Genomic DNA, 26,016 nt, shown 5'->3' on the forward strand with positions numbered 1-26,016 from the left:
CCTTTTGTTGGGTGGCGAAAGCGAAATCGTGCGTCAGCCTACAACCTTACACGGCAAGATCACACCACGATGATTGAAAATTCTTGCGATACTGTGCTGGACTTATTTCCAACAGGCTGAGAAACTGGCGGCGAAGATTCTCCGCTGTTTTCAATCCGCAACAATCGGCAATTTCATCCAGAGACATTTGTGTTTCGATCAAATGCTGACAAGCATTATCTACTCTAAGGCGATTTATATATTTCGCAGGAGTTATTCGCAGCTCACGAACAAAAACACGGGCAAAATTGCGAGGACTCATGGCTGCATATTCAGCCAGATCCTCAACAACGAGGTCTTCCCGCAAATGTTCCAATATCCATTCACAAACCCGGCGGATAGCAGGATTTCCGATCTTTTTACAATCCATATAAGTATTGAATTGTGACTGATTGCCCGGACGCTTCAAGAACAGAACCAGCCAACGGGCAACATGCAATGCAAATGCCTGTCCCAGATCCTCTTCAATTAAAGCCAAAGCCAAATCCATACCTGAAGTAATACCCGCGGCAGTGTACATTTTTCCGTCTTTGATAAAAATACGGGCTATTTGCACATCTATCTCAGGATACATCAGGCTCAATTCTTCATTCTTTGACCAGTGGGCTGTAGCTTTTTTACCATTAAGCAGTCCGGTCTCCGCAAGAACAAACGCACCCGAACAAACCGAACAGATCCGGCGTATAGAACCCGACTTAAGCCTCAGCCATTCGATCATCTTTTCTTTCGATTCGTCTCCCATATATCGAGCCAATCCTGTGACTATAAGGGTATCTACAGGATAGTCGATTTCCTCATAACTGCCCTCACTCAGAATGGATAATCCCGAAGAAGATTCAATCATTTTTTCCTGTCCCATCGACACTACATGAGTTTCATATCTGAAATTCACTTTCTTACGTACAATATCAAATTGTTCGATAGACTTAGCGAACACTTCCAGAGGCCCGACTGTTGTTAATAATGTAGAACCCGCAGGAACGAGTATTACAATATGCTTAGTTTCTATTCTCCTATCCATAATCTTTTCTATTTCAACACTTAAATATATATATATTAAATTTTAGGACATAAGCACAATTGGCAGAAATTGCATATTTTTTGTCATTTCAGACAATAATTATATAATATACCTTTGTTGAGCAAAAGAAAATTAAGTAACAGCAAGTATTTAATGACATATTTAAAGTTTATAACAGACTATGGCTTTTATACTTACCAAAATAATAAAAAAGGTCTGAGACCTTAAGATGTTTAATCTAAAAACCAATTCATTATGAAAGCAATTAAAGTAGGTATTAATGGTTTTGGACGTATCGGACGTTTAGTATTTCGTGCTGCTCAAAGCAGGAACGATATACAAATAGTAGGAATAAATGATTTGCTCGATGTAGAATATATCGCATACATGTTAAAATACGATAGTATTCACGGACAGTTTACAGGAGAGATCAGCACCAAAGACGGTAAACTGATAGTTAATGGCAACGAAATACGTATTACAGCAGAAAAAGATCCGGCAAACCTGAAATGGAATGAAATAGAAGCCGAATATATTGTCGAATCAACAGGCTTATTCCTTACAAAAGAAAAAGCGCAGGGACATATTGCAGCTGGAGCTAAATATGTAGTTATGTCAGGTCCATCTAAAGACGACACACCGATGTTTGTTCCGGGTGTAAATGATGATAAATATACAGAAGGAACTCAAATCATTTCCAACGCATCATGTACAACCAACTGTCTGGCATTAGTAGCTAAAGTTCTGAATGATAAATTCGGGATAGAAGAAGCTCTGATGAGTACCATTCACTCTACAACCGCAACACAGAAAACGGTAGACGGACCATCCATGAAAGACTGGCGTGGAGGACGTGCCGCATCCGGAAATATTATTCCATCAACAACAGGAGCCGCAAAAGCCGTAGGTAAAGTCATACCTGAATTGAATGGAAAAGTAACCGGAATGTCATTCAGAGTACCAACTCTCGATGTGTCAGTAGTTGACCTGACAGCCCGCCTGTCAAAGGAAACTACTTATGCCGAAATCTGTAAAGCAATGAAAGAAGCATCCGAAGGTTCGCTAAAAGGTTATCTCGCCTATACTGCCGACGATGTGGTATCATCTGATATGATAGGAAACTCCAATACCGCCATCTTCGACGAAAAAGCAGGAATACAGATCAGTCCTACTTTTGTAAAAGTAGTCGCATGGTACGATAACGAATGGGGATTCTCTTGTAAAGTTCTTGATTCCATTGCTACCATGAAACGGATAAACGGATAAAAGACTATTTTGCTCTTAACCAATAGGGGATTATATAAACAAAATATAGTCCCCTTTTTGTATCTTTACAAACAACCTGTAAACTCAAGCAAAATGATCACCCAGAAATCGACTATTCCGGATTCTTCTATTCTCAGAAAACAAAATGAACCTTTCAATTATATAGATTCTTTTTCTACATGTTTTTCGGATACGGACAACGAGTATGGCATTAACGAAATCATGAAACTATTTATAACATGCGGGCCTGGTTGGGCAGGATGGCTAATGAGCCTAAGAGACAAAATAGTAAAACCATTTGGACTCAAAACGTCCGAAGACACTCTACCTCAACAATCTGAAAATTATGAACCGGGCAGCCAACAAGGCATCTTCAAAATATTCGATAAGACGGATAATGAAATCATTTTAGGAGAGAATGATAAACACCTCAATTTCAAAGTGTCTTTATTGTTAGATCCTGATACCAATCCCGATAATAAAAGAATAAGCATAACAACGGTCGTAAGATTCAATAACTTATTGGGGAAAGCTTATTTTCTCCCGATAAAGCCCTTTCACAAGCTAATAGTAAAAGGTTTGTTAGAAAATATAATAGAGCAGATCAGGAAAAAATAGGGCAAGTGTATTATAAAAGCTGCAAGGCAATCTCGGCGCAAGCCTCAGCGTCAGCTAATGCATGATGATGGTTGGTGAGTATGTATCCGCAGTCGGCAGCAACCGTCTGCAATTGATGGTTGGGTAGATACTTCAACAAACGGCGGGATGCAGCTAATGTACAATAAAAACGATAATCGGGATAATCCATTCCGTAAGTTCTGAATGCCGCCTTCAGGCACGACTCATCAAAACCTTTATTGTGCGCGACAAGGGGCAAACCTTCGATAAGGGGTTGCACTTCTGTCCAAACTTTCGAAAATACAGCTTCATCTTTTGTATCTTCGTAGGTCAACCCATGTACCATACTGTTCCCGTATTTATAATAATTGGGTTCGGGTTGTATCAAACGATAAAAACGATCCGAAATATGCCCATCTTTCACAACTACAACTCCCACACTGCAAATACTGCACATCTGTTCGTTGGCCGTTTCGAAATCTATGGCTGCAAAATCACGTAACATAAACTATTTTAAACTTTTCTTATATTCTATAATTACCCTAAAATTCGAAAGTTGTTCATCCTTACGGATATCCAGAATCAAAGGGATCAATTTTCCGATAGGAGTTGTATTTCCAAAATCTGCTTTTAAAGACTCATCAATACTCAAATTAAAAATACCATCACGGGTCTTTTCTGTAAAATAAAAACCCACCTTTATATATGTTTCCCAGAGCGATAGCCACAAAATAGTCTTTTTCTTATAGACAAACTTACACAGCCAAGCTTTGCCATCTTTGTAATACCTCCATTCGGGCTGCAAATCCAAATGGAATTGGGTTATTTCCATCAAATGAAGATAAACTCCATAAAGTTCTTTACTCAAAACAGCCTCTAAAACAGGCAATACGGGCTCAATCTTTTCGTCCCTGAACAACTGTAACGCTTTTTCCGGTGACATACGATCTAAGGTTTAAATTACACATCCGCAACAAGTACAAATGTAAAGACAAGGAATCAGATCAACAAATCTTCTTTTTCCGAAAAACCGCGACATAGGGTTGTCACTACCCCACCCTACATTTGCTCTCGTTAATTATATAAATACATAAAAACAAAAAAGGTATGAAACTAAAAATTCACTTGGTATTTCCGGGAACATGCAAAGAGGCATTGACATTTTACAGTACAACTCTGAATGGAAAGATAGATTTTGTTTTCCATAAAAAAGACGAAGAAGGCGCCATTGTGGCCGATGCTGATAAAGATCGAATCTCTCATATGGTTATCAAAACCCCTCATTTCGAGCTTGCAGGAGAAGATGCCAATTCGGATCAGGAAGTGATCGCCGGCAATAATAACAAGCTGGTTCTGGTATTTCAGGAAGTTAGCGAATGTAAAAGGGTTTTCGACATTTTCGCTCAAAACGGAACGGTTACCATGCCTTTCGAAAAAACTTTTTTCTGCGATGGTATAGGAGAAATCACCGACAAATACGGTATACCGTGGCTTATTATGGTTACTGACGAAGGTTATTCTGCATAAGCAAGATTATAAAAAAATTTGAAACCTTAAGATCGGGCAGAAAGTATTTATCTTGTTTACTAACAAGTAATAAAAAGGTCTGAGACCTTGCTTTCTGCCGAATCTTATATTTATATTTGTCTCAAATATCTACTTATGAACAGAATAGACCGATTATCGGCAATACTCGTTATGCTGCAATCATCCGTCGGAGTAAAACCCAAGCAGATTACCCAACGCTTCGGGATAGGCATCCGTACAATGTACCGGGATATCAAAGCATTGGAAGAAGCCGGAATCCCGATTGCTGGAGACTCCCGTTCGGGCTATTCACTCGTAGACGGATTTAAACTTCCCCCATTGATGTTTACACAGGAAGAAGCTTTCGCATTTTTAGCGGCCGAAAGGCTTGTCGATAAATTCACAGATGCTGGATTACGCAAAGGCTATCAATCGGGTGTCAGCAAGATCAGAGCAGTAATGCGTCTGTCCGAAAAGGAAACTATCAGCTCGATAGATGATAAAATCGGGCATCTCGATTTCAATACACCCCTATACCTGTCGTCCCAAGACCGATTGCAACTGTTACTGGACAGCATCTCAAAACATGAAAAAATAGAACTCAGCTACCTCTCCCACAGCAAACACGAAGAAACGGTGCGGATAGTCGACCCTATCGGAATATTCTTTTCGATGGCCAATTGGTATTTTATAGCTTTTTGCAATGAAAGACTCGATTACAGAACATTTAAAGTAAATCGGATTAAATCGATCAAACCGACAGGGCTCCCGATAAAAAAAGAACATCCTCCTTTGGATTCATTCTTAAAAGACCTCAAAGATCAGACCGATTTACACAAAGCGGTCATCTGTGTCAAGACTGATGACCTGCCTCATATCGATGACAGCAAATACTATCAAGGTCTGGTATCTGAAACTCAGAAAGAAAAGATAACCGAATTGCATTTCATGACTTTCTCATTAGAGCGGTTGGCTCGCTGGTACTTATCATACATGGACATAGCCCTGATCACTTACCCTGAAGAATTAAAGACCATTGCAGCCCAAATCATACAAAGGCATTACGAATCGCAATAACCTCTTACATATCAACGAGATTCGACCACTCGATCAATATTCAAGCGTGATTTTGGTGTTATTGATGGCTGGTTGCTATCTTCAGGATTCCTGTATCCGATAGCAACTGCAAATAACGGTTTATAATCGGATTCATCTAAAATTTTGGTATATCCGTCTATATCAATCCCCTCCATCGGAGTAGAATCTATATCCATAGAAGCACAAGCTGCAAGGAAAAATCCCAAAGAAAGATATACCTGATGTGCCATCCATGATTTAACAGCACTTTCGGGCTGAGGTTTCAGATTCTTGTTATAATAACCGACAGATCCTTCCGGAAGGTTTTCTTCTATCTGCGTTTCAAATTTCGAGATATCATCTATCACACTGAATATCACCAAATGGCTGGCGTCTTTTACCTTGTGTTCATTAAAAAAAGATACTTCCGCATATTTTGCTTTCAGGGCTTTGTCGGAAACGAATGTGAATTTCCAAGGCTGACTGTCTATGGACGAAGGACTAAGCCTTAGTATTTCTTTTAATTGTTGAATCTTTTCTTCCGAAATTTTCAATTCCGGATTATACTTTTTCGTTGTGTAGCGGCTCTTTGATAAATCTAAAAAGTTCATATCTGATAATTTTTAATTAAACTATACTATTTATAGTTGCAAACATAAGTATAGTATTTTATCTTTGCAAGAACGGTCAAAAATGATAGTATAATGTATTGCATCGACAACAAAGAATTCCCATGCAGCACGAGTCTGGCTATGAGATACATAGGAGGCAAGTGGAAAACTGTGATATTAATTCATCTTATCGAAAAAAAACGATACAGCGAATTAAGAAAAGACATACCAATGGTAACCGAACGTACTCTTAGTCTCCAATTAAAAGAACTGGAAGAAGACGGTCTGATAATAAGAACGGTACACACCAGCAAACCTCCGCTGAAAGTCGATTATGAACTATCCGAATTCGGTAAAACCCTCATCCCCCTTTTGTATGCTATATCAGAGTGGGGAAAGAAAGCAGCTGATATACACAGTAAAGTAACTATCGAAGGATAAAAGTAAATTTAACTTATTCTATTTTAATATATTTTATCATACAACAGTGCAACTTTTATTAAACTTTATTCATCTTAGAAATAAGTAGTATAATTAATAAACACACTAGATATTAGAACTATGAAGACGTTTCGATTTATTTTAATGATCATGAGTGTCACATACATTTCCATGACCTTTCAATCTTGTCTGGATGATGATAATAACTGGGATCTCCGTTATCCCAACGCATTGGTGACTGTAAAGCCGATCAATGACAACTCATTCTTTCTGCAGTTAGATGACAGTACAACACTATTGCCTACAAATATGAAATCTCTTCCTTTCGGAAACAAAGAGACCAGAGCCCTTGTCAACTACAGCGAAACAAACGATCAGAAAGAAGGCTACAGCAAGGCTGTTTATATCAATTGGATAGACAGTATACTTACTAAACCTATTGCTCCCGATTTGGGCGCAACTAAAAATGACAGCATATATGGCACCGATCCGGTGGAAATAATTAACGACTGGGTGACAATCGCAGAAGACGGCTATCTGACCCTCCGTTTCAGAACAGTGTACGGAAACTACAGTAAATCTCATTTAGTCAACCTAATAACCACTTCAAATCCGGAGAATCCTTACGAAGTCGAATTCAGACACAATGCGTATGGCGATACTTACGGGGTTGAAGGAGACGGTTTAGTGGCTTTCAACCTGAACACCCTTCCTGATACGAAAGGAAAAACTGTAAAGCTAAAACTGAAATGGAAATCATTCAGTGGAGACAAATCGACTGAGTTTAACTATTGTACAAGAAAATCAACAACGCCTGCTAAAGCATCTATAACTGCTCAACGCAGCGTGTTAAAGTTAAAATAATTGCACATTACTTCACATAAGAAAAGGAAACCAGATGGTTTCCTTTTTTATTTTAGATCAACACCTGTACTTTCTGAAATCAGATAAACTGTTCAAAACCATCCGCATATTTCGAAGGTATAAACTCGATAACATCGTATTCAGCAATCTCATTGATATAAAACGGGTCGGCTTTCATTATATCCAAAGCCTCATCTTTGGTTTCGGCTTTACAAATAATAACACCTCCGGTACGAGGTTCTCTCCTCCCCGAAGCGATAAAATTTCCGGCTTTATAGTTCAGGTCTAAATAGACACAATGTTCCTCCAAATATTTTTCAACTTCCGACAACGGTTTCTTATAAGTCAAAGTAAAAATAAACATAACAGTTAAGTTTTAAAGATAAATGCAAAGGAAGACTTTACTCTCCTATTCTCTATCAAACTTAGTATTATAATTTCATATCATAAAACTTAAAGACAACAAAAGCAACAACTACCCATAAACACCAGATAATAAAACACTTATAATCACCATAAAATTCCTTTTTCACAATAAATTTTATATTCGAAAGACATACCACCAGCAACAACAATGAGAGGATAAAATTATCACTTTATTTGTGTAAGTTTGTCTTTCGGAGATATCTTCACCAAGATAAGGCATTGATAATAAAACATAACATTATATTATTAACTTAAAAGAAACACAAATGAGATTATGTAAAATCATTCTGCTGATGAGCATTATAACAATATGCTGTTTTTCGGGTTCATTACACGGACAAAGCGGATACAAAAATCCCGTGATACCGGGGTTTAATCCCGATCCGAGTGTGTGCAGAGTAGGCGATAATTTCTATCTGGTAACCTCTTCCTTCGAATATTTTCCGGGATTACCTATTTATCAGAGTAAAGACCTCATAAACTGGAAACAAATAGGTCATTGCCTGACCCGTGATTCTCAACTTCCGTTGCATCAGGTGCCCTCATCGGGAGGATTGTTTGCTCCATCACTGCGGTATCACGATGGTCTATTTTATGTCATTTGTACGAATGTTTCGGCAGGCGGCAATTTCTATTGTACAGCCACAGACCCTGCCGGTCCTTGGAGCGAACCGATCTGGGTAGACATAAAAAGTATCGATCCCGACATCTTTTGGGATGAAAATGAAAAATCTTATTTTGTGACACAAGGAGATGAAGGCATCCGTGTAACCGAAATAGATATCAAAACAGGAAAAGTCATAGGACCCGAAACTCTTGTTTGGGGCGGTATAGGAGGACGTTTTCCCGAAGCTCCCCACATTTATAAAAAAGATGGATATTATTATCTCTTATTAGGCGAAGGTGGTACGGAATATATGCACAGTGCTACAATAGGACGCAGCAAAAATATTTACGGTCCTTACGAATCATGTCCGCTGAATCCGATACTCACACATGCCAACAGAAAAGGGCAGTCGAACCCCATACAGGGTGTCGGACACGCCGACCTTGTTCAAGCCAAAGACGGATCGTGGTGGATGGTCTTTCTTGGTTTTCGAGTGACTCACCAATGGGCATATTATCATATCTTAGGACGGGAGACATTTCTGGCTCCTGTGGACTGGCCTAAAAACGGATGGCCGCAGGTAAACGGAAACGGAACTGTTTCTCTAAATATGGAAGTTCCGACATTGCCGCTCTTTCCGGTCGAAAAAGCACCTGAAAGAACTGATTTCAACGGAGACAAACTCGGGTTTGAATGGCAGTACCTCAGAAATCCCATAAAAGACAACTATTCATTGACGGAAAAGAAAGGGTACTTAAGGATCAGTTCGTCACCTTATACTTTAGATCAAACAGAATCTGTATCTATGATTTGCAGAAGACAGACCGAACACGATTTCACGGCTTCTACCCTGCTAATGTTGGATTCGTCGACAGATAATGAAGAAGCAGGAATGACTCTGATACAAAATAATACACATCATTATGATTTTATATTGAAGAAGTCCGGCAAAGAGTTTATTGTTCAGTTACGTGTCCGCCTTGGCTCTCAATCATACATTGCAGCCGAAGAAAAAGTATCAGGTAATCAGATACAGATGAAAATAACAGGTACCCCTTCTCAATACTCCTTTTATATATCAGACCCGAAAAGTTCAAAAGAAAAAGAACTCGGTCGGTTAGATACCCGTTATCTAAGTACTGAGGTCGCAGGAGGATTTACGGGAGTAATGATCGGGTTATATACTTCATCCAACGGTAAATCAAGCAAAGCCAAAGCTTATTTCGATTGGTTTGACTACCGTTTATAACAAAGAATTGTCTCTCGATTTAACTAACATGGCAAAGGCTTAATCTGACAGATTAAGCCTTTACTTTTACCACATCCAATACATCATGACCGATATTTACAGCAGTCAGGCAAAGCATCATACGCTGCCTGATCCGCTTTATCTTTGTCTGTATCATGTCCGGCTTTAGCAATAGCCTTACTGATAGCATCAACCGAAGTCTGGGCAGGATCGAAATTCAGATGAAGTTCCTTTTTATCCACATCCCAATGTGCCATAGAAACTCCTTTCACACTTTTAGCTGCAGTTTCTATACGTTCTTGACACATTTCGCACTTGCCTTGTACCCCCAGCATAGCATGTTCTTCCCCTTTTGCGGTTTCCATTGAAGCGGTTTCCTGTTCAGCTTGTTTTTCTGTTTTTCCCTGACCGCATGCGGCAAACAGGAAAGTTCCTAAAATCATTGTTACAATAAAAATCTTTTTCATTTTCGTCTTAATTTAAACATTCTTATAAAGTTATTATTATCTGTATTTACAACAAGATGGCAGCGCATTATATGTTGCATTATCTGCCTTATATTTATCAGTATCGTGTCCGGCTTTAGCCACAGCTTTGCTTATAGCATCAACTGAAGTCTGAGCAGGATCAAAATTCAGATGCAATTGCTTGGTTTTCTGATCCCAATTAGCAGAAGATACACCTTTCACCGACTTTGCAGCCTTCTCTATATGGTCTTTGCATATCTCGCATTTCCCCTGCACCAAAATCATCGTATGAGTTGATTTCTCTGATGCTTTTGAAGACATACCACCCGACATCGACGACATCTCATGATGTGCATGTTCATCCATCTTCATTCCGCCGGCATTCATATTATGCCCTTCATGCCCTGTTACCGGACGGGATGATTCTTCATTCATCATACTGCGCTTACCCTCTAACTGAGCACTTGCATCAATAGAGAACACCCCGTTGGTAACAATTTCATCCCCGTCATTTATCCCTGCAACAACCACATAAGAATCACCCAAAGATGGCCCTAATTCTATCTGCCTCAACATAAATGCAGGGGTCTCTGTTCCAGGCTGCTTTACATAAACAATAGAACGTTTACCCGTCCACAAAACGGCAGACTTAGGTATCACGATCTGATTATTATATTGCTTTAGCGGCGATTTAATAACAGCATTGGCATACATCTCAGGTTTTAACTGCATACCGGGATTAGCAGTTTCGATACGTACCTTGACTGTACGTGTCACCGGATCTAATATAGGATTAATAAAAGCAATATTTCCAGACAATGTTTTTCCGGGTAATGCCTGAAGTGTATATTCAAGTTTATCCCCTACCTTTAAGAAAGGAAGATCCGACTCGTAAGCATCAAACATAACCCATACTCTCGAAAAGTTGGCAACGTCAAACAATACATTTCCCTGATTAACATAATCTCCCTGACTTACTTTCTTACCTACGACAACACCACTTGTGGTTGCTTTTATATCCACATAGGGCGAAACATTTCCCGAATGCTCTATCCTCGAAATCTGGTCATCGGTAAGTTTCCATAGCCTGAGCTTTTCCCTTGCCGCCTGTAATAATACAGGCTGGACAGACTGCATTTTCGCCGCCTCAAGTAATTCCTGCTGGGCACTCAATAACTCCGGCGAATAAATAGTGGCAATAGTCTGTCCCTGATGCACGCTTTCTCCGGTAAAATTCACAAACAGCTTTTCTATACGCCCGTTGACATGAGAAGTCTGAGATTGAGATAAACGTTCGTCAGCCTGTACTGTTCCATAGAGTCTCACTTCTTTCACCGGATTTTGTTTACTAACTACAGTCGTTTGTATATTCGCCAAGGCTACCGCCTCTTTCGACATTTGTATGGCATCCGGATCAACAGCTGTATCTTCCGATCCCGTGGTCTTCAACGGAATCAAATCCATTCCGCAGATAGGGCATTTACCCGGTTTATCCATTTTTATCTGTGGGTGCATTGCGCATGTCCATATTTGCTTTCCATTTTCGGCGGTAGTCGCCTCATGGCTATGTTCCGAATGATCTGCAGCCTGCATGTCCTCAGAACCTCCCGAAAAAATCAGCCATCCTAAGAGAATTCCAACTAAGAGGATAAGCCCGTATCTTATATAATTATTTCTGAACACTTCCTTTATTTTATTCGTATCCATAATATGTAGTTATTTTATTGTTCTGTATCTTTTTTCGATGAAATTAATTTCTCAATAGAAGCGACCATTGTATTATAGCTTGCTATCGACTCGGCTCCTTTCAACTTATAGTCGAGGAGCTGCCTTTGTACCTGTATCACATTGGTAAGATCGCTTTTTCCCGAAACAAACTCCTGCACAATCAGATTGTACGTTGTTTTGGCTAGCTCTTCCTGCTTTTTATACAAATCTACCTTACGGCCTGCATCGTCCAATAAATGTTTAGTCTTATACAATTCAGCTTCCAAAGCATTGCGGGTGTTATCGTATTTTTCACGGCTCGACTGCCACCACAATTTACTCTCCCTTTGCTGAGCTTTGTATTTGCTTCGGTACAGGGGAATACTGACAGATACCATCGGCATGATCATATCTTTACCATTCATATCACCCATCGCAAGCATAGACTCATCCGTCTTTTTATTAAGCATATACTGTACTCCTATCCCGAACATCGGGTAACTCATTTTTTTGTCCATCTCTCCTTTTGCTTTGTAAGCCAGCCCCTCCTCGGTTATCATGCCAAGCATCGGATTCTGGTTTTCAATTTTAGCCATTACAGACTCTCCATCGAAAAGATAAGGAGTTTGCTTAAACGATTCGGGAATCTCAACTTCGGTTTCGACATCCCGATTCAACAAAGTATTAAACTTCGCTTTTTCGGCTTTTATCTCCGACTGCAAACTGGCTATATTATTATCTATTTCCACTATTTCCAATTGAACGCGCAATACGTCCGACATACCCGGAGAAGAGGAAGACATTCCTGCCGAACCTCCACCCATAGACGACATACCCTGCGAAGAAGATTTTGCGGAGACATTACCGCTTCCTCCCATCGAGGACATTCCCGACATACTACCTCCGGACACACCTGAAACATTATTGGCAGTGGATGATATCGGTGATGAAAGCGAATACCCCGATGATGAACCAGATACAGGTGATGAGAATTTACGAATAGCCAACTCTTCAAGTTGAGTCAGCAAAGCTCGGTTCTCCCGATTATTATTCAGTTGCTGCTGGAGACTGCATAAGATATACCACTGTGTATAAATATCCAGATAAAGATTATCTCTTGTTTCCCTGAATTTTTCGAAAGACATTCTGGCCATATGAGCAGCCTCCGTTTGTGCAGCTTTTTTTGTTCCGAACCAAGGAAACATCTGCATCAGCTTAAATTCGGCAACCTGCTTTCCGCCTATAATATCCATAGGTTCGAGAAAGAAACCCATCTCAAGATTAGGATCCTGATAAGCCCCTGCCTGCGGTATTTTCTGCAAGGATGCTTTATACGCCAAAAAGTCGGCCTTCACTCCGGGATTATTTTGTGCTCCGATTTGCAGATAATAGTTCAATGAATCTGTCGCCTGCCCGAATGCACTGGCAACGGATATGACCATTATAAGTAATACTGTTAAGTATTTGAATCTGATATATTTCATAACCTTCGTTTTTTTATTCTTTAATACTTCCATGTTTCTTGATAACCGATTCTCTCCACCAACACTGGAATACGGGAACGACAAACATAGTCATAGACTGGATAAGCATCCCTCCGAATGTAGGAATGGCCATAGGCACCATTATATCAGCTCCTTTTCCGGTAGATGTAAGCACAGGCAGTAAAGCAATCAACGCAGTGGCTGTAGTCATAGCTGCGGGGCGCACCCTCCTTAATCCGGCATGTACAACAGCTTCTCTGATTTCATCCTTAGTATGAGGATTTCTTTCGAGAAAGGTATCATGTATATAAGTCCCCATCAGTACACCATCATTAGTAGCTATACCAAATAAAGCTATGAAACCGACCCATACAGCTATACTCAGATTAATGGGATGCATCTGGAACATATCTCTCAGATTATTTCCTCCTACCGAAAAATTCATAAACCAAGGCTCACCATACAACCAGAGCAGAATAAATCCTCCGGCAAAAGCGACTATAACACCCGAAAAGTGAATCAGCGATGCTGTAACCGTTTTAAATTGGAAATAAAGGATTAGCAGAATAGCCAGCAAACTCAATGGAATTACAATAAGCAAACGATTTGCAGCACGTTCCTGCTGTTCATAATTTCCCGCAAACTTATAGGAAACTCCTTTGGGAAGCTGCACTTCACCCGAAGCAATCTTTTCTTTCAATAACTTATCTGCTTCTTTTACGACCTCAACTTCGGCCTTACCTGCAACTTTATCAAAAATAACATACCCCAACAAGAAAGTATTTTCACTTTGTATCATTTGCGCACCTTTGGTATACTCTATGTCGGCCACTTCGCTAAGAGGTATCTGTGCACCTGTGGCAGTGGGAATAATAAGCCGGGACAGTTCTTCGGGGTTTTCTCTCAGTTCACGGGGATACCTCAGTCTGACAGGAAAACGCTCACGTCCCTCTACCGTAGTTGTCAAAGGCATACCACCCACAGCCGCTCCGATCACTTCCTGAAGATCGGCAACAGTAATACCATACCGAGCCATATTCTCCCGGTTCAGTTTGATTTCAATATATGGAGCACCCACCGCACGATCGTAAAATACAGTGGAAGGAAGTATCGATGGTACATCTTTCAACGCCGTTTCCAAAGCTTTACCTCCTTTCTCTATAGACTCGAGATCAGGTCCTGATACTTTTATACCCATCGGCGCTCTCATTCCGGTCGATAACATTACCAGACGGGCTTCTATAGGCTGTAATTTAGGAGAAGAAGTAAGCCCGGGCATATGTGATACATTCACAATTTCCTGCCAGATATCATCCGTCTTCTTTATCTGAGGACGCCATTGGCGGAAATAATCGCCGTTTTTATCGATAACAAGACTATCCGCAGGAATAAGCCTGAATCCGTTTTTGGGATTGTAAGTTGAGCCATTAGCAAGCAAGAATTCACCCTTTCTGTTTACTTTGAACCGTTGTCGATGCCCATTTTGATCCAGAATATATTCCGAACGGTAATTTATTGTATTTTCAAACATTTGAGTCGGTGCAGGGTCAAGAGCCGAATTAACACGTCCCCATTTACCGACAGTAATTTCAACTTCAGGAATACCTGAAATACGTTTATCAAGCGTTTCTATATAACTAAGGTTCTGCTCTATACCGGCATGAGGCATACTTGTAGGCATCAAAAGGAAAGAGCCTTCATTCAAACTGGGCATAAATTCTTCTCCGATACCCGGAAATCTGTTGCTTGAAGCCTGCCAAAAACCGGTTTGTCTGAATGTTTTCCATCCTATAGCCTCAAATCCATTGGCTACAAATCCGAAAGTCTTATCAAATCCCATCCAGATAATCAAACCAAAGAAAACAGTAACAACAGGTATCATCATAAATTTCCAACGATGTGCAAGACACCATCGTAAAATCCGTTCATAATAAAGCACCAATACCCACAGCATACCGAGTATAACAGCAATAGCCAGAACAACAAAAATAAAATTAATGGGAATACCTTCCTGAGTACCAACCGGCAACCATTCTATAGTCAGATAATATATTGCTATCAGAATAGCTATTCCGACATTGAGGTAAGTCGGGATTTTATCATTCTTCCATTTATAGGCAAATAAATTGTTCAATCCGAATAGGCTGAGTCCTATAACAGGCACAATACCAGTCAGAATAAACAGGACTATTCCACCCACGACAAGGGCTATATTCGCAGCTTTACGAATAAGTTTAGAACTTATCTTGAATGAGAAAATATAATATGCCAATGTCGGCAGCATAGCTATACCAAGCAAGAAAGCCGATAATAGGGCAAAGGTTTTCGTATAAGCCAGAGGTTTGAATAATTTACCTTCTTGGGCTTCCATCGCAAATACAGGAAGAAAACTGATGATGGTAGTAAGCATTGCTGTAGACAGTGCTCCCGAAACCTCACTTACACTTCTATATATAAGATCTATAAATGCTTTTCCTTTCGTTACACCTTTATTGGATTCTTCCTCCATATGCCGGATAATATTCTCAACAAATACGACACCGACATCTACCATTACCCCGATAGCTATCGCAATACCTGACAAAGCTACAATATTGGCCTCGATACCCAGATAGCGCATCAGAATAAACGTCATAAGTACAGCAATGGGTAATATGCTCGATATTACAACCGAAGCCCTCAAATTAAATACAAGTACAATAACTACAATAATACAAATAAGGACTTCATGAGACAGAGCCGTTTCAAGCGTACCTATTGTTTCCTGTATCAACCCCGACCTGTCGTAAAAAGGGACTACCGTTACCTTAGAAACTGTACCGTCAGCCAATGTTTTCTGTGGAAGACCTGCTTCCATCTCTTTAATCTTATCTTTTACATTTTGTATGACCTGCATCGGATTAGAACCATAACGGGCAACCACAACACCCCCTACAGCTTCGACTCCTTCTTTATCCAAACCACCTCTACGGGTAGCAGGTCCTAAATTGACAAAAGCTACATCTTTAACTTTAACAGGCACTCCGTTTCGGACAGTGACTACAGCTTCTTCCAGATCGGAAACTTTCTTGATATATCCCAATCCTCTCACCAGATACTCGGCCTTATTTATCTCTACAGTTTCCGCGCCTATATCCAGATTACTTTTCTGGATAGCATTCATCACATCCATAATGGATACATTATAGGCTCGCATCGAATTGGGATTTACTTCAACCTGATATTCTTTAACATATCCTCCGATGGATGCTACTTCTGAAACACCTTCGGCAGATGATATGGAATATTTTGCATAGAAATCCTGTATAGTTCTCAATTCATCGGGATCCCATCCTCCTGTCGGTTGTCCGGTTTCTGGATTACGCCCTTCCAATGTATACCAGAATATCTGACCTAAAGCAGTTGCATCAGGTCCTAAAGTGGGCTGAACACCTTCGGGAAGTGTTCCGGCAGGCAAAGAGTTTAATTTCTCAAGAATACGGGAACGGCTCCAATAAAATTCAACATTATCATCGAATATGATATAGATGAAAGACATTCCGAACATGGAAGTACTACGAATAGTCTTCACACCGGGGATACCCAATAAAGAAGTTGTCAGAGGATAAGTTATCTGATCCTGAATATCTTTAGGCGAACGTCCCATCCATTCGGTGGCAACGATCTGCTGATTTTCTCCTATATCCGGTATCGCATCTACCGGAACCGGATCACGAGGCAATAATCCTCCATGCCAGTTGAAAGGTGCTGTTGATAATCCCCAAACAATCAGAATAACGAGCAATAGCATTGTTATCAGCCTGTTGTTCAGAAAATACTTAATAATTTTGTTTAGCATAGTTGGTCGTATTTTTAATATTTTGTTAATTCATTTCATGTTTATGTCTCAAACATAAACGGATATGCGAAGTAGATATAACTTTAACAAAACAACGACAATAGCTGTTCTGTCAAAGCCTAAATACTTTTACTGATAAACTATATTACCAGAGCCTAGCCTAATAAATCAAATACGATAGATGCAAATATAGGTGAGCAAGTCTATATTTAACTTGTTCAAACCTCCGGGAGGAAAAATGTGTTGAGTTGTAACCGAATAATCTGATCCGGAATAATTCAGAACTGAATATAAAACCATCCATACATTGTCAAAAGACAGCTGTATATTATTCAGGTTAAACTGGTGCTGCTGGTTATTAAAGTCATCAGTAGATAACCTTACTTGCCTGAAATTGCAGCAACCTGCTTTATTTGAAGAAAACACTGAAGATATGTCTTTCTTTGCTTGTAATTTATTATCACAGTCTTCTTCTGTCATCTTGGACATACTTCCACAGCATGAATGCCCCTGTTGGGTATCAGTCAAATTGACAGAAAACAATTTACCTTCACAAAAATGCATAGCCAATACAGGATGTGCTCCCATAACAAGCATTGTCAGTAAAAGAAATATTGATATAATCCGTCTCATAAACTTAAGCCTATATACTTCAGATGCCTCAAAGGTATGTATTTTTTTTATACATTAAATAACAAAAATACTTAAAGTAAGCATGTTGAACAATGATTAGAAAAGTAATACGCATGGCAATAAACAGTTCGATAATCTTCTGTTGAGCTGTCCAGACAAAACCTCATTACACATCCATACTTCCTTCTTCAAAACGGCTGGCATTAAATATACCATATGTACGGTATGTATTCGTTTCTAAATTTTAGATTATTTTGCATTGTAGTTAAAACATCCAAAACAGGAATATTAAGTAACAGCTAGTGTTTAATGATTTTGTATAGTAAACGAACAGGTCTGAGACCTTGAACAGTCGTACACATTAAGGTTATAATTATGAAATTTGCATTAAGTAAAAAAGCCTATTTTCTTGTTAAAGAAATTCTCCCGTATTTGCCTTTTGGCAATCAGGACACGTTTGAAATAATAGATTTAAAAAATTGTCAGTTGATTCTTTCTTCCTCTAATATGCGAATGTGCATGTGATTATCGTCCGATATTGAAGCTTTGCCATCTTTTTCTCAATAAAAAATAAATTAACTCCATTTAGTTCAAGTAAAATCACTTATATAATTATGCTGAAAATAACTATTGATTCGCTATTCAGAATAGCGTACAGGGCGTTCTTCACCCTTATCCTATTCATACTGCCCCTGGCAGTTTTCTCCCAGAATATTATAAAGGGAGTTGTCGTAGACCGTCAGAAACAACCATTGCCGGGAGTTTCTGTTATAGTGAAATCTTCATCTAAAACAAATACAGCAACAGATATTGACGGAAACTTCTCTTTAAAAATCACAGACAATCTTCCTGTTACTTTGGTTTTCACTTTTCTTGGATACCGTACTCAAGAGGTAGATGTATATGATGCAGCAGAACCACTCGATATAACTCTGTCTGATAATGTAAATGTATTGAATGAGGTTGTAGTAACAGCCTTAGGTATAAACCGTGAAAAAAAATCACTGGGATATACAACTCAGGAGATTAAGAGTGATGCCTTGGAGGGTAATAAAGAAACGAACCTGTTGAACGGATTATCCGGAAAACTGGCCGGTGTACGTATTACCAATTCTCAGGGAGATATGGGTTCATCACGTATTGTAATCAGAGGTGAAACTTCTATCGCTGGTCGTAATGATCCATTATTTATCGTCGACGGTATTCCTGTAGATAACTCGCAGCTTTCGGTAGGTGGAGCAACTCGTGACTTTAGAAATGCCATAGCCGACCTGAACCCTTCTGATATAGAATCAATGAGCGTTTTGAAAGGTCCTAATGCCGCTGCCCTTTATGGATCACGTGCAGCACATGGGGTAGTACTTATCACGACTAAGTCAGGTAAAGGTAAAAAAGGTCTGGGTGTAACCATTAACTCGGGTATCAGCTTTTCCAGGGTGACTACTTTACCTAAATTTCAGGATGTATTCGGACAAGGTGCCAGTGGAAAATTCAGTTATGTCGACGGTAAAGGCGGCGGTGTAAATGATGGTGTGGATGAAAGTTGGGGACCAAAGATGGATGGACGGTTGATACCCCAATTCTTTTCGAACGGAGAAGCTGTTCCCTTTGTGGCTCATCCTGATAATGTGAAAGATTTTTTCGACACTGGTGTTACCTATGACAATGGTATTTCTATTGCCGGATCGGACGAAAAGTACGATTTTCGCTTAGGAGTAAACCATCAGGATCAGAAGGGTACAGTACCTAATACTCAAATCAAAAAGACCAACTTTTCGTTAAATACCAATTACCAGTTGACTAAACGAATTAAGATCGGAGCAACAGCCAACTACATTGTAACTGATGTGCCCAATCTCCCCGGAGGACCTTCGGGTAACAGGGCTGCGGGTGTTATGTTGCAGTTCTTATGGTTCGGACGTCAAGTTGATACCAAAGAATTAAAAAAGGACTGGACAAATAACTGGAACAACAGTTACTACAGTAATCCTTACTGGCGAGCCAATTACAATACCGTAGAACAAAACAGAAACCGGATAATCGGAGATATACATGCCGAAGTAAATTTAGCAGAGGGTCTCGATTTCAGATTTCGCACAGGTACTGACTATTATAATGATGCCCGCAAATATAAAATCAAATACGGAACTAATGGTACTCCTTACGGGTCTTATGCAGAAGACCGATATACAATCAATGAGAATAATACAGAGGCTATATTGAATTATAAAAAAGAGCTTAGTGCTGATTTTAATCTGGACGCTTTAGCCGGATTTAATATCAGAAATAAAACGTATGAGAACAATTATCAACAAGCTCCACGCTTAGCCGTACCTGATTTATATACACTTACAAATTCAAGAGACGATCTGATCTCCAAAAATTCATATACAAAACAACGGGTATACAGTACGTATGCTTCAGCTCAATTAGGCTACAAAGGATTTGCCTTTTTGAATCTTACCGCCCGTAACGACTGGTCTTCGACCCTACCCCGCAGCAACAGATCCTATTTTTACCCTTCTGTTAATGCAAGTTTAGTATTGAGCGAAGCTCTGGATATAAAAAGTTCAGTATTAGACTTCTTAAAAATCCGTGGAGGATGGTCTGAGGTAGGTAGTGATGCAGATCCTTATCAATTGGCTACTGTATATGATATAGAAACAAATTTCGGCGGAAATCCGATTCTTACATCTTCCAAGATTAAGAATAACCCCGATCTAAAACCGGAGACAACAAGATCTACTGAATTCGGAGCTGAACTGGGTCTATTCGGAAACCGCGTACATTTAGATGTTGCGGTATACAATACAAACAGTATCAATCAGATACTACCGGTAAAAACATCAGCATCAAGCGAATACACTACCCAGATACTGAATGCCGGAAAAATCAACAACAAAGGACTCGAAATACAGTTAGATCTGGTTCCTGTAGACCTAAAAAGTTTTAAATGGAATATCGGACTTAATTATGCGATAAATAAAAGTGAAGTAAAGATTCTCGACGATGCAGGCAAATTAACAAGTTTCGAAATTGCATCTTCAGGAACAACTCAAGTTCTCGCATCTGTCGGACAAGCATACGGAACTTTGTATGGTAGTGCTTATCTGCGCGACGGCGACGGAAATATAGTTGTAGACTCGAAAGGCTTACCTATAAAAGATTCTCAGAATAAAATATTAGGACATTACACCCCAAAATGGACAGGAGGCTTAAGCAATACCTTCACATATAAGAACATAGAACTTTCGGCTCTTATCGATGCAAGTATCGGAGGCAAGATTTATTCGGGAACAAACAGAACAGGAGTTTACACCGGAGTTTTGAAATCAACCCTTCCGGGACGTGACGCTGATCATGGCGGTCTATACTATTACGTAGATGGAAGCAGCAAAGTTCTAGCTCCAGACGGAATTTCGCCAAACGGACAAACTGTATTTGAAGACGGAATTATAGTAAACGGAGTTACTGCCGATGGTCAAAAAAATACAACTATCGCAAGTGCAGAAGATTATTACAAATCCCTTTATAATATCTCAGAAGCATTCACTTATAAGGCATCTTACATCAAATTCAGAGAAATAAAAGTAACATATACATTTGCCCGCAGTTTGGTAAAAAAAATAGGTTTGGAAGGAGCCAGTGTATCTGCTGTCGGACGTAATTTATTCTTCATCTATAAAGATGCTCCGAATATCGATCCCGAATCAGCGTTCAATACAGGCAATGGTCAAGGAGTAGAAAGCTTGTCTCTTCCAACGACACGCACCTATGGTTTTAATGTGAATCTAAGATTCTGATGAGTTCCTCACTTAAAAAAAAAAGAAGATCATGTTTAAAAAAAATATATTATCACTATTGGCACTTACCCTGATATTATTCAGTTCGTGCAACGATCAATTGGACGAAATTAATGAGAATCCGAATGCAACTGAAAATCCAAATGCAGCATATCTCCTGACCGGAAGCCTTAAGCATGCCGCCGACCTATATTGGGGAGCCGATGCAGGATTTAATACTTCATTGCTTTTTGTACAACATTGGGCATCGATCCAATATACAGAAACCGACCGCTATGAATTTGCAAACACCAGTACCAGTGTAACAACCCTATGGAATACCGGCTATGCAACAATTATTGCGGATCTGAATAAAATAATAAGCTTGTCGGATGACGGCACAGCCAACAATAACTATAAAGGGGTAGCTCTGGCTCTCCGCTCATGGACTTACCTTATACTTACAGATGCTTATGGGGATGTTCCTTATGAGGAAACAGGAAAAAGCATAACTCCTGCCTACAATACCCAGAAAGAAGTTTATACAGGCATATTAGCTGATTTATCTGAAGCTCAAGGTTTGTTGAGCACAGCATCGGGAAGTATCGAAGGGGATGTCGTATATAGCGGAAGTATCGATAAATGGAAAAAGTTTGTAAATTCCTTACGCTTACGTATCGCCTTACGTATTGCCGATCGGGAAAGTGATCTTGCCAAAGAGACCATAACAAGTGTCGTTAATGATGCCGCCGGGCTGATAAGCAGTAATAGCGAAACATTTAAGTTTACATATTCAAGTTCGCCTCAGCAGAATCCGCAAGCAGCCCGCTTCGAGACCCGTGATGATTATCGTGTATCAAAAAGTATAGTCGACAGATTGAAGGCATTATCCGATCCTCGCCTGCCTGTATATGCACAACTTCCTACCGATACATCGGTTGGAACTTATGTAGGAGCGGCAAACGGACTTTCGAATAGCGATGCAAATAATCAGGGATTCGGAAAAACATCCAAACCCGGAACGTTTTTCCTGACAGATGTCTCTCCCGCTGTATTATTCTCATACTCCGAGGTATTATTCGGATTGGCTGAATCGGTAGCAAGAGGATATATTTCCGGAGATGCCGAAGAATATTACCAAAAAGCTATCACTGCCTCATTGAACCAGTTCGGAATTACCGATACCGACGTTATAGCGGCTTATCTGGCTCAATCGGGAGTAAAATATGATGCTTCGAATTATAAAAAATCAATAGGTGAACAAAAATGGATTGCTTTCTTCGGACAAGGCTTAGATGCTTTTGCAGAATGGAGACGCCTCGATTATCCCGTATTAACAGCAGGCCCTGCGAGTGTATTGGAAGGCAAATTACCATCCAGATATTATTATCCGGCAACAGAACAATCTCTTAATGGAGAAAGCTACAAAAAAGCAATAGCCAATCAGGGTGTTGACTTGCTGACTACCAAACTTTGGTTTGATGTTTATTAATATTATGATATGCTTGTATGTGGATTTGACTGAAACTGAAGTCAGCCATTTATTAAAAAGCACAGCTATTTCATCATAGCTGTGCTTTTTTGTCAAGGGCAATACCATATATAATTACCCCAAATCATTAAAATATATCCGATTACAAACAATGTTGCAATCGGATATATTTTAATTGAAATGGTTATAAACCGACAGTTTAGTAGTTCACTTTTATTAATACCGGAAAATGGTCAGAAGGAAAATGTCCGTTCTGCATATCATTCAACACACCATATTTTTCAACATTAACACCGGATGTTACCCAGATATAATCAATTCGACTGTTCTTCTCGCCCTCTATTTTGAAAGCATTAGCTGTTCCCGTTGTTCCGTATGGAGGCTGTTTACTAATGGTATACGAATCTTTCAACAACCCATCAGCCGATAATATAGTTATTGGTTCATCAGTAGGTACAGCATTAAAGTCTCCGGTTACAAAAACCAACGATTTTTCTCCCGCTATCTGCCTGATTTTAGATAATAAAAGCTTAGAGGATTCACGACGGGCAACCTTTCCCTGATGATCATAATGAACGTTGAAAAAGTAAAATTCTTTTCGACTTGTTTCGTCATAGAATTTACCCCACGAACAGATCCTGTTGCAACATGTCACATCCCATCCTTTACCCGGAACATCGGGAGTTTCCGAGAACCAGAAATTGCCACTGCTTAAAAGCTTGAAACGGTTTTTTTTATAAAAGATAGCTGAATGCTCTCCGGCATCTTTGCCATCGTCACGCCCTGCTCCGATATATGTATATCCTTCAAGCTCTGCAATTCCATCTAACATATGCTTAAAACCTTCCTGAGTTCCGAATATGTCAAAATCATGAAATCTGATGAGTCCCTTTACCATCTCTTTACGGTTGGGCCATGCGTCTTTTCCATCATTAGGAGTATCCATCCGTAAATTGAAAGTAGCAATCGTTAACTCATGTTTCGTTTTACTCTCTTTTGAAGCAGGTAATGTCGATGAAGAAAGCACAATCACGCATAAAAGAAACGAAAAATATAATTTTAGTTTAGTTCTCATTTTTATTTAATATTAAATTACTCCCAGCCGGGATTCTGTGCCAGATTCTTATTTTTATTGATTGCTGATTGGGGGATCGGATAATAATATTGACGTCCGTTACTATACCAGATACGAGGGTCATTGTCAGACCATGTAAGATTCCCTGAGGTGCTTCCTGTTAATCCTTGTTGTGTTCCATTACCGACAGCAACAGGCGTACAACTTGCAGGTAATCCCGAAGGTTTTTCTCCTTTATAAAAAATCACATCGGTAGTGCCATCACGATCAAGATCCATTTGTACATTCAGAGCCGGAACATATATTCCAGTCCAACGCATAGTCATCAGTTCTCCGCACTTCCAGCGTTTCAGATCTGTAAAACGAAATCCTTCCAATGCAAGTTCCACAGAGCGTTCGCGACGTATTTCAAGAATTACAGGATTAGTAATATTTGAATAATAATTCTGTTGTAAATAAGTATCAACTTTTGTAGGCTTGGTCGTCAAACCAGAGGTAATACCGGCACGGGCACGCAGTTTTCCGACTGTATTCGCCCAATCGGCATCAGTGATAGTTCCTAATTCGGCTTTGGCTTCTGCATAATTAAGTAATACCTCTGCATATCGGAACAATGGTATTGCATTTGTATTTAATGCTCCGGCATCGTATTTAGAGGCATCAAGAGTGTATTTGATCGGCTGATAACCTGTATAGGAATAACCATTGAAATTAGGAGCGGCATAGGCTCCGTCTCTTTTATATCCCGGAGTCCTGATTGTCTGAGCAAGCCTTTTATCACGATTCTGACACTCGTCATAAAATTCCATGGTTTGGTACCCTGTACGATCGGTATAAGGAGTGCCGTCTATATTAAGAAACGTATTCACAAAGGTACGTGTCATGCTGAAACGTGAACCGTATGTTCCGGATGTCCACCACCAATTAGCCTGTCCTAATACAGCTAATCCGGCATCGGCGCAACTGGCAAGCATTACTTCGGCTGTTACAGGCTTATCGCTTATAAACAATGAGCGTAGTGATGCATCTTCTCCTGCCCCTGTATAAATCGTATAATTGCCTTGCTTCATTACAGCTTCTGATGCATCGGCAGCCTCCTGATACCACTTATTGGCTGTATCTGTTAATCCGAGTTCGGTATGATACTTGCGAAATGACGCTTCAAACAAGCATATACGCGATTTCAATGCATAAGCGACCCATTTAGTTATAAGTGTTCCAGTATCGTCTTTTGTACGTGATATATTTTCACAGGCATAATTCAGATCTTCCAGAACATGATCCATAACTACTGTTCGCGAATCGCGTCCTGCATACAATAATTCGTCGTCAACAGCTAATGGACGGTCAATCCATGGTACATCTCCAAATCGGACAACCTTATTGTAATAAAAATAAGCTCTAAAAAAACGTGCCACCCCGATGTAATGTTTTCTTACAGATTCATCAACAGCCTCACTTGTGCAATTTTCGATAAAGTAATTAATGTTTCGAAGGTCTGTCCACGACCAACCGGAACTCAGTTCTGCAGAATAAGCACCTTCTCTCAAAAAGTTGTCGAAACTCGTAACAGCCCCGTAATCACACATTGCATCTTGTTTGAATCCATCGTCTACAGACGGTAACATGTTATAAAATGAGTAGGAGTATGTATCAAGTCCTTTTTCGGTACTGAATATCGTCTCCTTGGTTACAGAGTCTTGAGGTATTTCATCTAAAGAACAAGATGAAAGATATAATAAGCAGAAGGCTGTCGCGAAATATATTATTCGTTTCATATTATTATTAATAG

General features: G+C 39.7%; 21 protein-coding genes. 9 read left to right on the forward strand and 12 right to left on the reverse strand.

Features of this window, described 5'->3' with window-relative positions:
- Window positions 1-46 precede the first annotated feature (46 nt).
- A complete protein-coding gene (locus tag AABJ51_RS09230) occupies window positions 47-1,060 on the reverse strand; it encodes a GlxA family transcriptional regulator (protein ID WP_026625873.1) in 1,014 nt (337 codons plus the stop codon).
- A gap of 255 nt (window positions 1,061-1,315) precedes the next feature.
- On the opposite strand from AABJ51_RS09230, the gene gap reads away from it, so the two are divergent.
- Together gap and AABJ51_RS09240 are read left to right on the forward strand one after the other, a co-directional pair.
- Entirely contained in the window at window positions 1,316-2,326 is a 1,011-nt protein-coding gene (gene gap, locus AABJ51_RS09235; RefSeq protein WP_338375775.1) for a type I glyceraldehyde-3-phosphate dehydrogenase, read from the forward strand.
- 93 nt (window positions 2,327-2,419) lie between these two features.
- Window positions 2,420-2,944, forward strand: a complete 525-nt coding sequence (locus tag AABJ51_RS09240; RefSeq protein ID WP_338375777.1) for a DUF2867 domain-containing protein — start codon at window positions 2,420-2,422, stop codon at window positions 2,942-2,944.
- 10 nt (window positions 2,945-2,954) lie between these two features.
- Here AABJ51_RS09240 and AABJ51_RS09245 read toward each other — a convergent pair whose 3' ends face one another.
- Together AABJ51_RS09245 and AABJ51_RS09250 are read right to left on the reverse strand one after the other, a co-directional pair.
- Window positions 2,955-3,449, reverse strand: coding sequence for a 3'-5' exonuclease (locus tag AABJ51_RS09245; RefSeq protein WP_026625876.1), 495 nt, complete (start codon window positions 3,447-3,449; stop codon window positions 2,955-2,957).
- 3 nt (window positions 3,450-3,452) lie between these two features.
- A complete protein-coding gene (locus AABJ51_RS09250) occupies window positions 3,453-3,887 on the reverse strand; it encodes a DUF3788 family protein (RefSeq protein ID WP_338375780.1) in 435 nt (144 codons plus the stop codon).
- A 164-nt stretch (window positions 3,888-4,051) separates the two neighbouring features.
- Here AABJ51_RS09250 and AABJ51_RS09255 point away from each other — a divergent pair, with 164 nt between their 5' ends.
- Both AABJ51_RS09255 and AABJ51_RS09260 read left to right on the forward strand, forming a co-directional pair.
- Complete coding sequence (locus tag AABJ51_RS09255) at window positions 4,052-4,471, forward strand: VOC family protein (RefSeq protein ID WP_338375782.1); 420 nt, start codon at window positions 4,052-4,054, stop codon at window positions 4,469-4,471.
- Window positions 4,472-4,606: 135 nt separating this feature from the next.
- A complete protein-coding gene (locus tag AABJ51_RS09260; protein WP_338375784.1) occupies window positions 4,607-5,548 on the forward strand; it encodes a helix-turn-helix transcriptional regulator in 942 nt (313 codons plus the stop codon).
- An 11-nt stretch (window positions 5,549-5,559) separates the two neighbouring features.
- Here the strand turns inward: AABJ51_RS09260 and AABJ51_RS09265 are convergent, their stop codons facing one another.
- Window positions 5,560-6,159: a nitroreductase family protein gene (locus AABJ51_RS09265; RefSeq protein ID WP_338375786.1), complete on the reverse strand. Its 600-nt coding sequence runs from the start codon at window positions 6,157-6,159 to the stop codon at window positions 5,560-5,562.
- Between the two features lie 93 nt (window positions 6,160-6,252).
- On the opposite strand from AABJ51_RS09265, the gene AABJ51_RS09270 reads away from it, so the two are divergent.
- Together AABJ51_RS09270 and AABJ51_RS09275 are read left to right on the forward strand one after the other, a co-directional pair.
- On the forward strand, window positions 6,253-6,600 hold the full coding sequence (locus AABJ51_RS09270) for a winged helix-turn-helix transcriptional regulator (protein WP_026625880.1): 348 nt from the start codon (window positions 6,253-6,255) through the stop codon (window positions 6,598-6,600).
- 120 nt (window positions 6,601-6,720) lie between these two features.
- Window positions 6,721-7,464, forward strand: a complete 744-nt coding sequence (locus tag AABJ51_RS09275; protein WP_134436328.1) for a NigD1/NigD2 family lipoprotein — start codon at window positions 6,721-6,723, stop codon at window positions 7,462-7,464.
- A 79-nt stretch (window positions 7,465-7,543) separates the two neighbouring features.
- Here the strand turns inward: AABJ51_RS09275 and AABJ51_RS09280 are convergent, their stop codons facing one another.
- Entirely contained in the window at window positions 7,544-7,828 is a 285-nt protein-coding gene (locus AABJ51_RS09280; protein WP_338375792.1) for a YciI family protein, read from the reverse strand.
- Between the two features lie 328 nt (window positions 7,829-8,156).
- Here AABJ51_RS09280 and AABJ51_RS09285 point away from each other — a divergent pair, with 328 nt between their 5' ends.
- Window positions 8,157-9,746, forward strand: coding sequence for a glycoside hydrolase family 43 protein (locus tag AABJ51_RS09285; RefSeq protein WP_338375794.1), 1,590 nt, complete (start codon window positions 8,157-8,159; stop codon window positions 9,744-9,746).
- Window positions 9,747-9,829: 83 nt separating this feature from the next.
- On the opposite strand, the gene AABJ51_RS09290 is transcribed toward AABJ51_RS09285, so the two are convergent.
- The 5 genes from AABJ51_RS09290 to AABJ51_RS09310 all read right to left on the reverse strand — a co-directional run bounded on the left by AABJ51_RS09290 (window position 9,830) and on the right by AABJ51_RS09310 (window position 17,875).
- A complete protein-coding gene (locus tag AABJ51_RS09290; RefSeq protein WP_026625884.1) occupies window positions 9,830-10,213 on the reverse strand; it encodes a heavy-metal-associated domain-containing protein in 384 nt (127 codons plus the stop codon).
- Window positions 10,214-10,249: 36 nt separating this feature from the next.
- The gene (locus AABJ51_RS09295) at window positions 10,250-11,920 is read right to left on the reverse strand and encodes an efflux RND transporter periplasmic adaptor subunit (protein ID WP_338375797.1); all 1,671 of its coding nucleotides are present in this window, start codon (window positions 11,918-11,920) and stop codon (window positions 10,250-10,252) included.
- 14 nt (window positions 11,921-11,934) lie between these two features.
- Window positions 11,935-13,404, reverse strand: coding sequence for a TolC family protein (locus tag AABJ51_RS09300; RefSeq protein WP_338375799.1), 1,470 nt, complete (start codon window positions 13,402-13,404; stop codon window positions 11,935-11,937).
- A gap of 13 nt (window positions 13,405-13,417) precedes the next feature.
- On the reverse strand, window positions 13,418-17,242 hold the full coding sequence (locus AABJ51_RS09305; RefSeq protein ID WP_338375801.1) for an efflux RND transporter permease subunit: 3,825 nt from the start codon (window positions 17,240-17,242) through the stop codon (window positions 13,418-13,420).
- 168 nt (window positions 17,243-17,410) lie between these two features.
- Window positions 17,411-17,875: an HYC_CC_PP family protein gene (locus AABJ51_RS09310; protein WP_338375803.1), complete on the reverse strand. Its 465-nt coding sequence runs from the start codon at window positions 17,873-17,875 to the stop codon at window positions 17,411-17,413.
- Window positions 17,876-18,489: 614 nt separating this feature from the next.
- Between AABJ51_RS09310 and AABJ51_RS09315 the strand changes: the two genes are divergently transcribed.
- The gene (locus AABJ51_RS09315; protein WP_338375805.1) at window positions 18,490-21,678 is read left to right on the forward strand and encodes a SusC/RagA family TonB-linked outer membrane protein; all 3,189 of its coding nucleotides are present in this window, start codon (window positions 18,490-18,492) and stop codon (window positions 21,676-21,678) included.
- A 31-nt stretch (window positions 21,679-21,709) separates the two neighbouring features.
- Window positions 21,710-23,149 carry a SusD/RagB family nutrient-binding outer membrane lipoprotein gene (locus AABJ51_RS09320; protein WP_321577273.1) on the forward strand — a complete coding sequence of 480 codons (1,440 nt, stop codon included), beginning with the start codon at window positions 21,710-21,712 and terminating at the stop codon, window positions 23,147-23,149.
- Window positions 23,150-23,348: 199 nt separating this feature from the next.
- Here the strand turns inward: AABJ51_RS09320 and AABJ51_RS09325 are convergent, their stop codons facing one another.
- Entirely contained in the window at window positions 23,349-24,224 is an 876-nt protein-coding gene (locus tag AABJ51_RS09325; protein WP_338375808.1) for an endonuclease/exonuclease/phosphatase family protein, read from the reverse strand.
- Between the two features lie 17 nt (window positions 24,225-24,241).
- Window positions 24,242-26,002 carry a RagB/SusD family nutrient uptake outer membrane protein gene (locus AABJ51_RS09330; protein WP_338375809.1) on the reverse strand — a complete coding sequence of 587 codons (1,761 nt, stop codon included), beginning with the start codon at window positions 26,000-26,002 and terminating at the stop codon, window positions 24,242-24,244.
- Window positions 26,003-26,016 lie beyond the last annotated feature (14 nt).

This window comes from Indolivaga capnocytophagoides, assembly GCF_036511535.1.
Classification (GTDB): Bacteria; Bacteroidota; Bacteroidia; order Bacteroidales; family Dysgonomonadaceae; genus Dysgonomonas_A; species Dysgonomonas_A capnocytophagoides.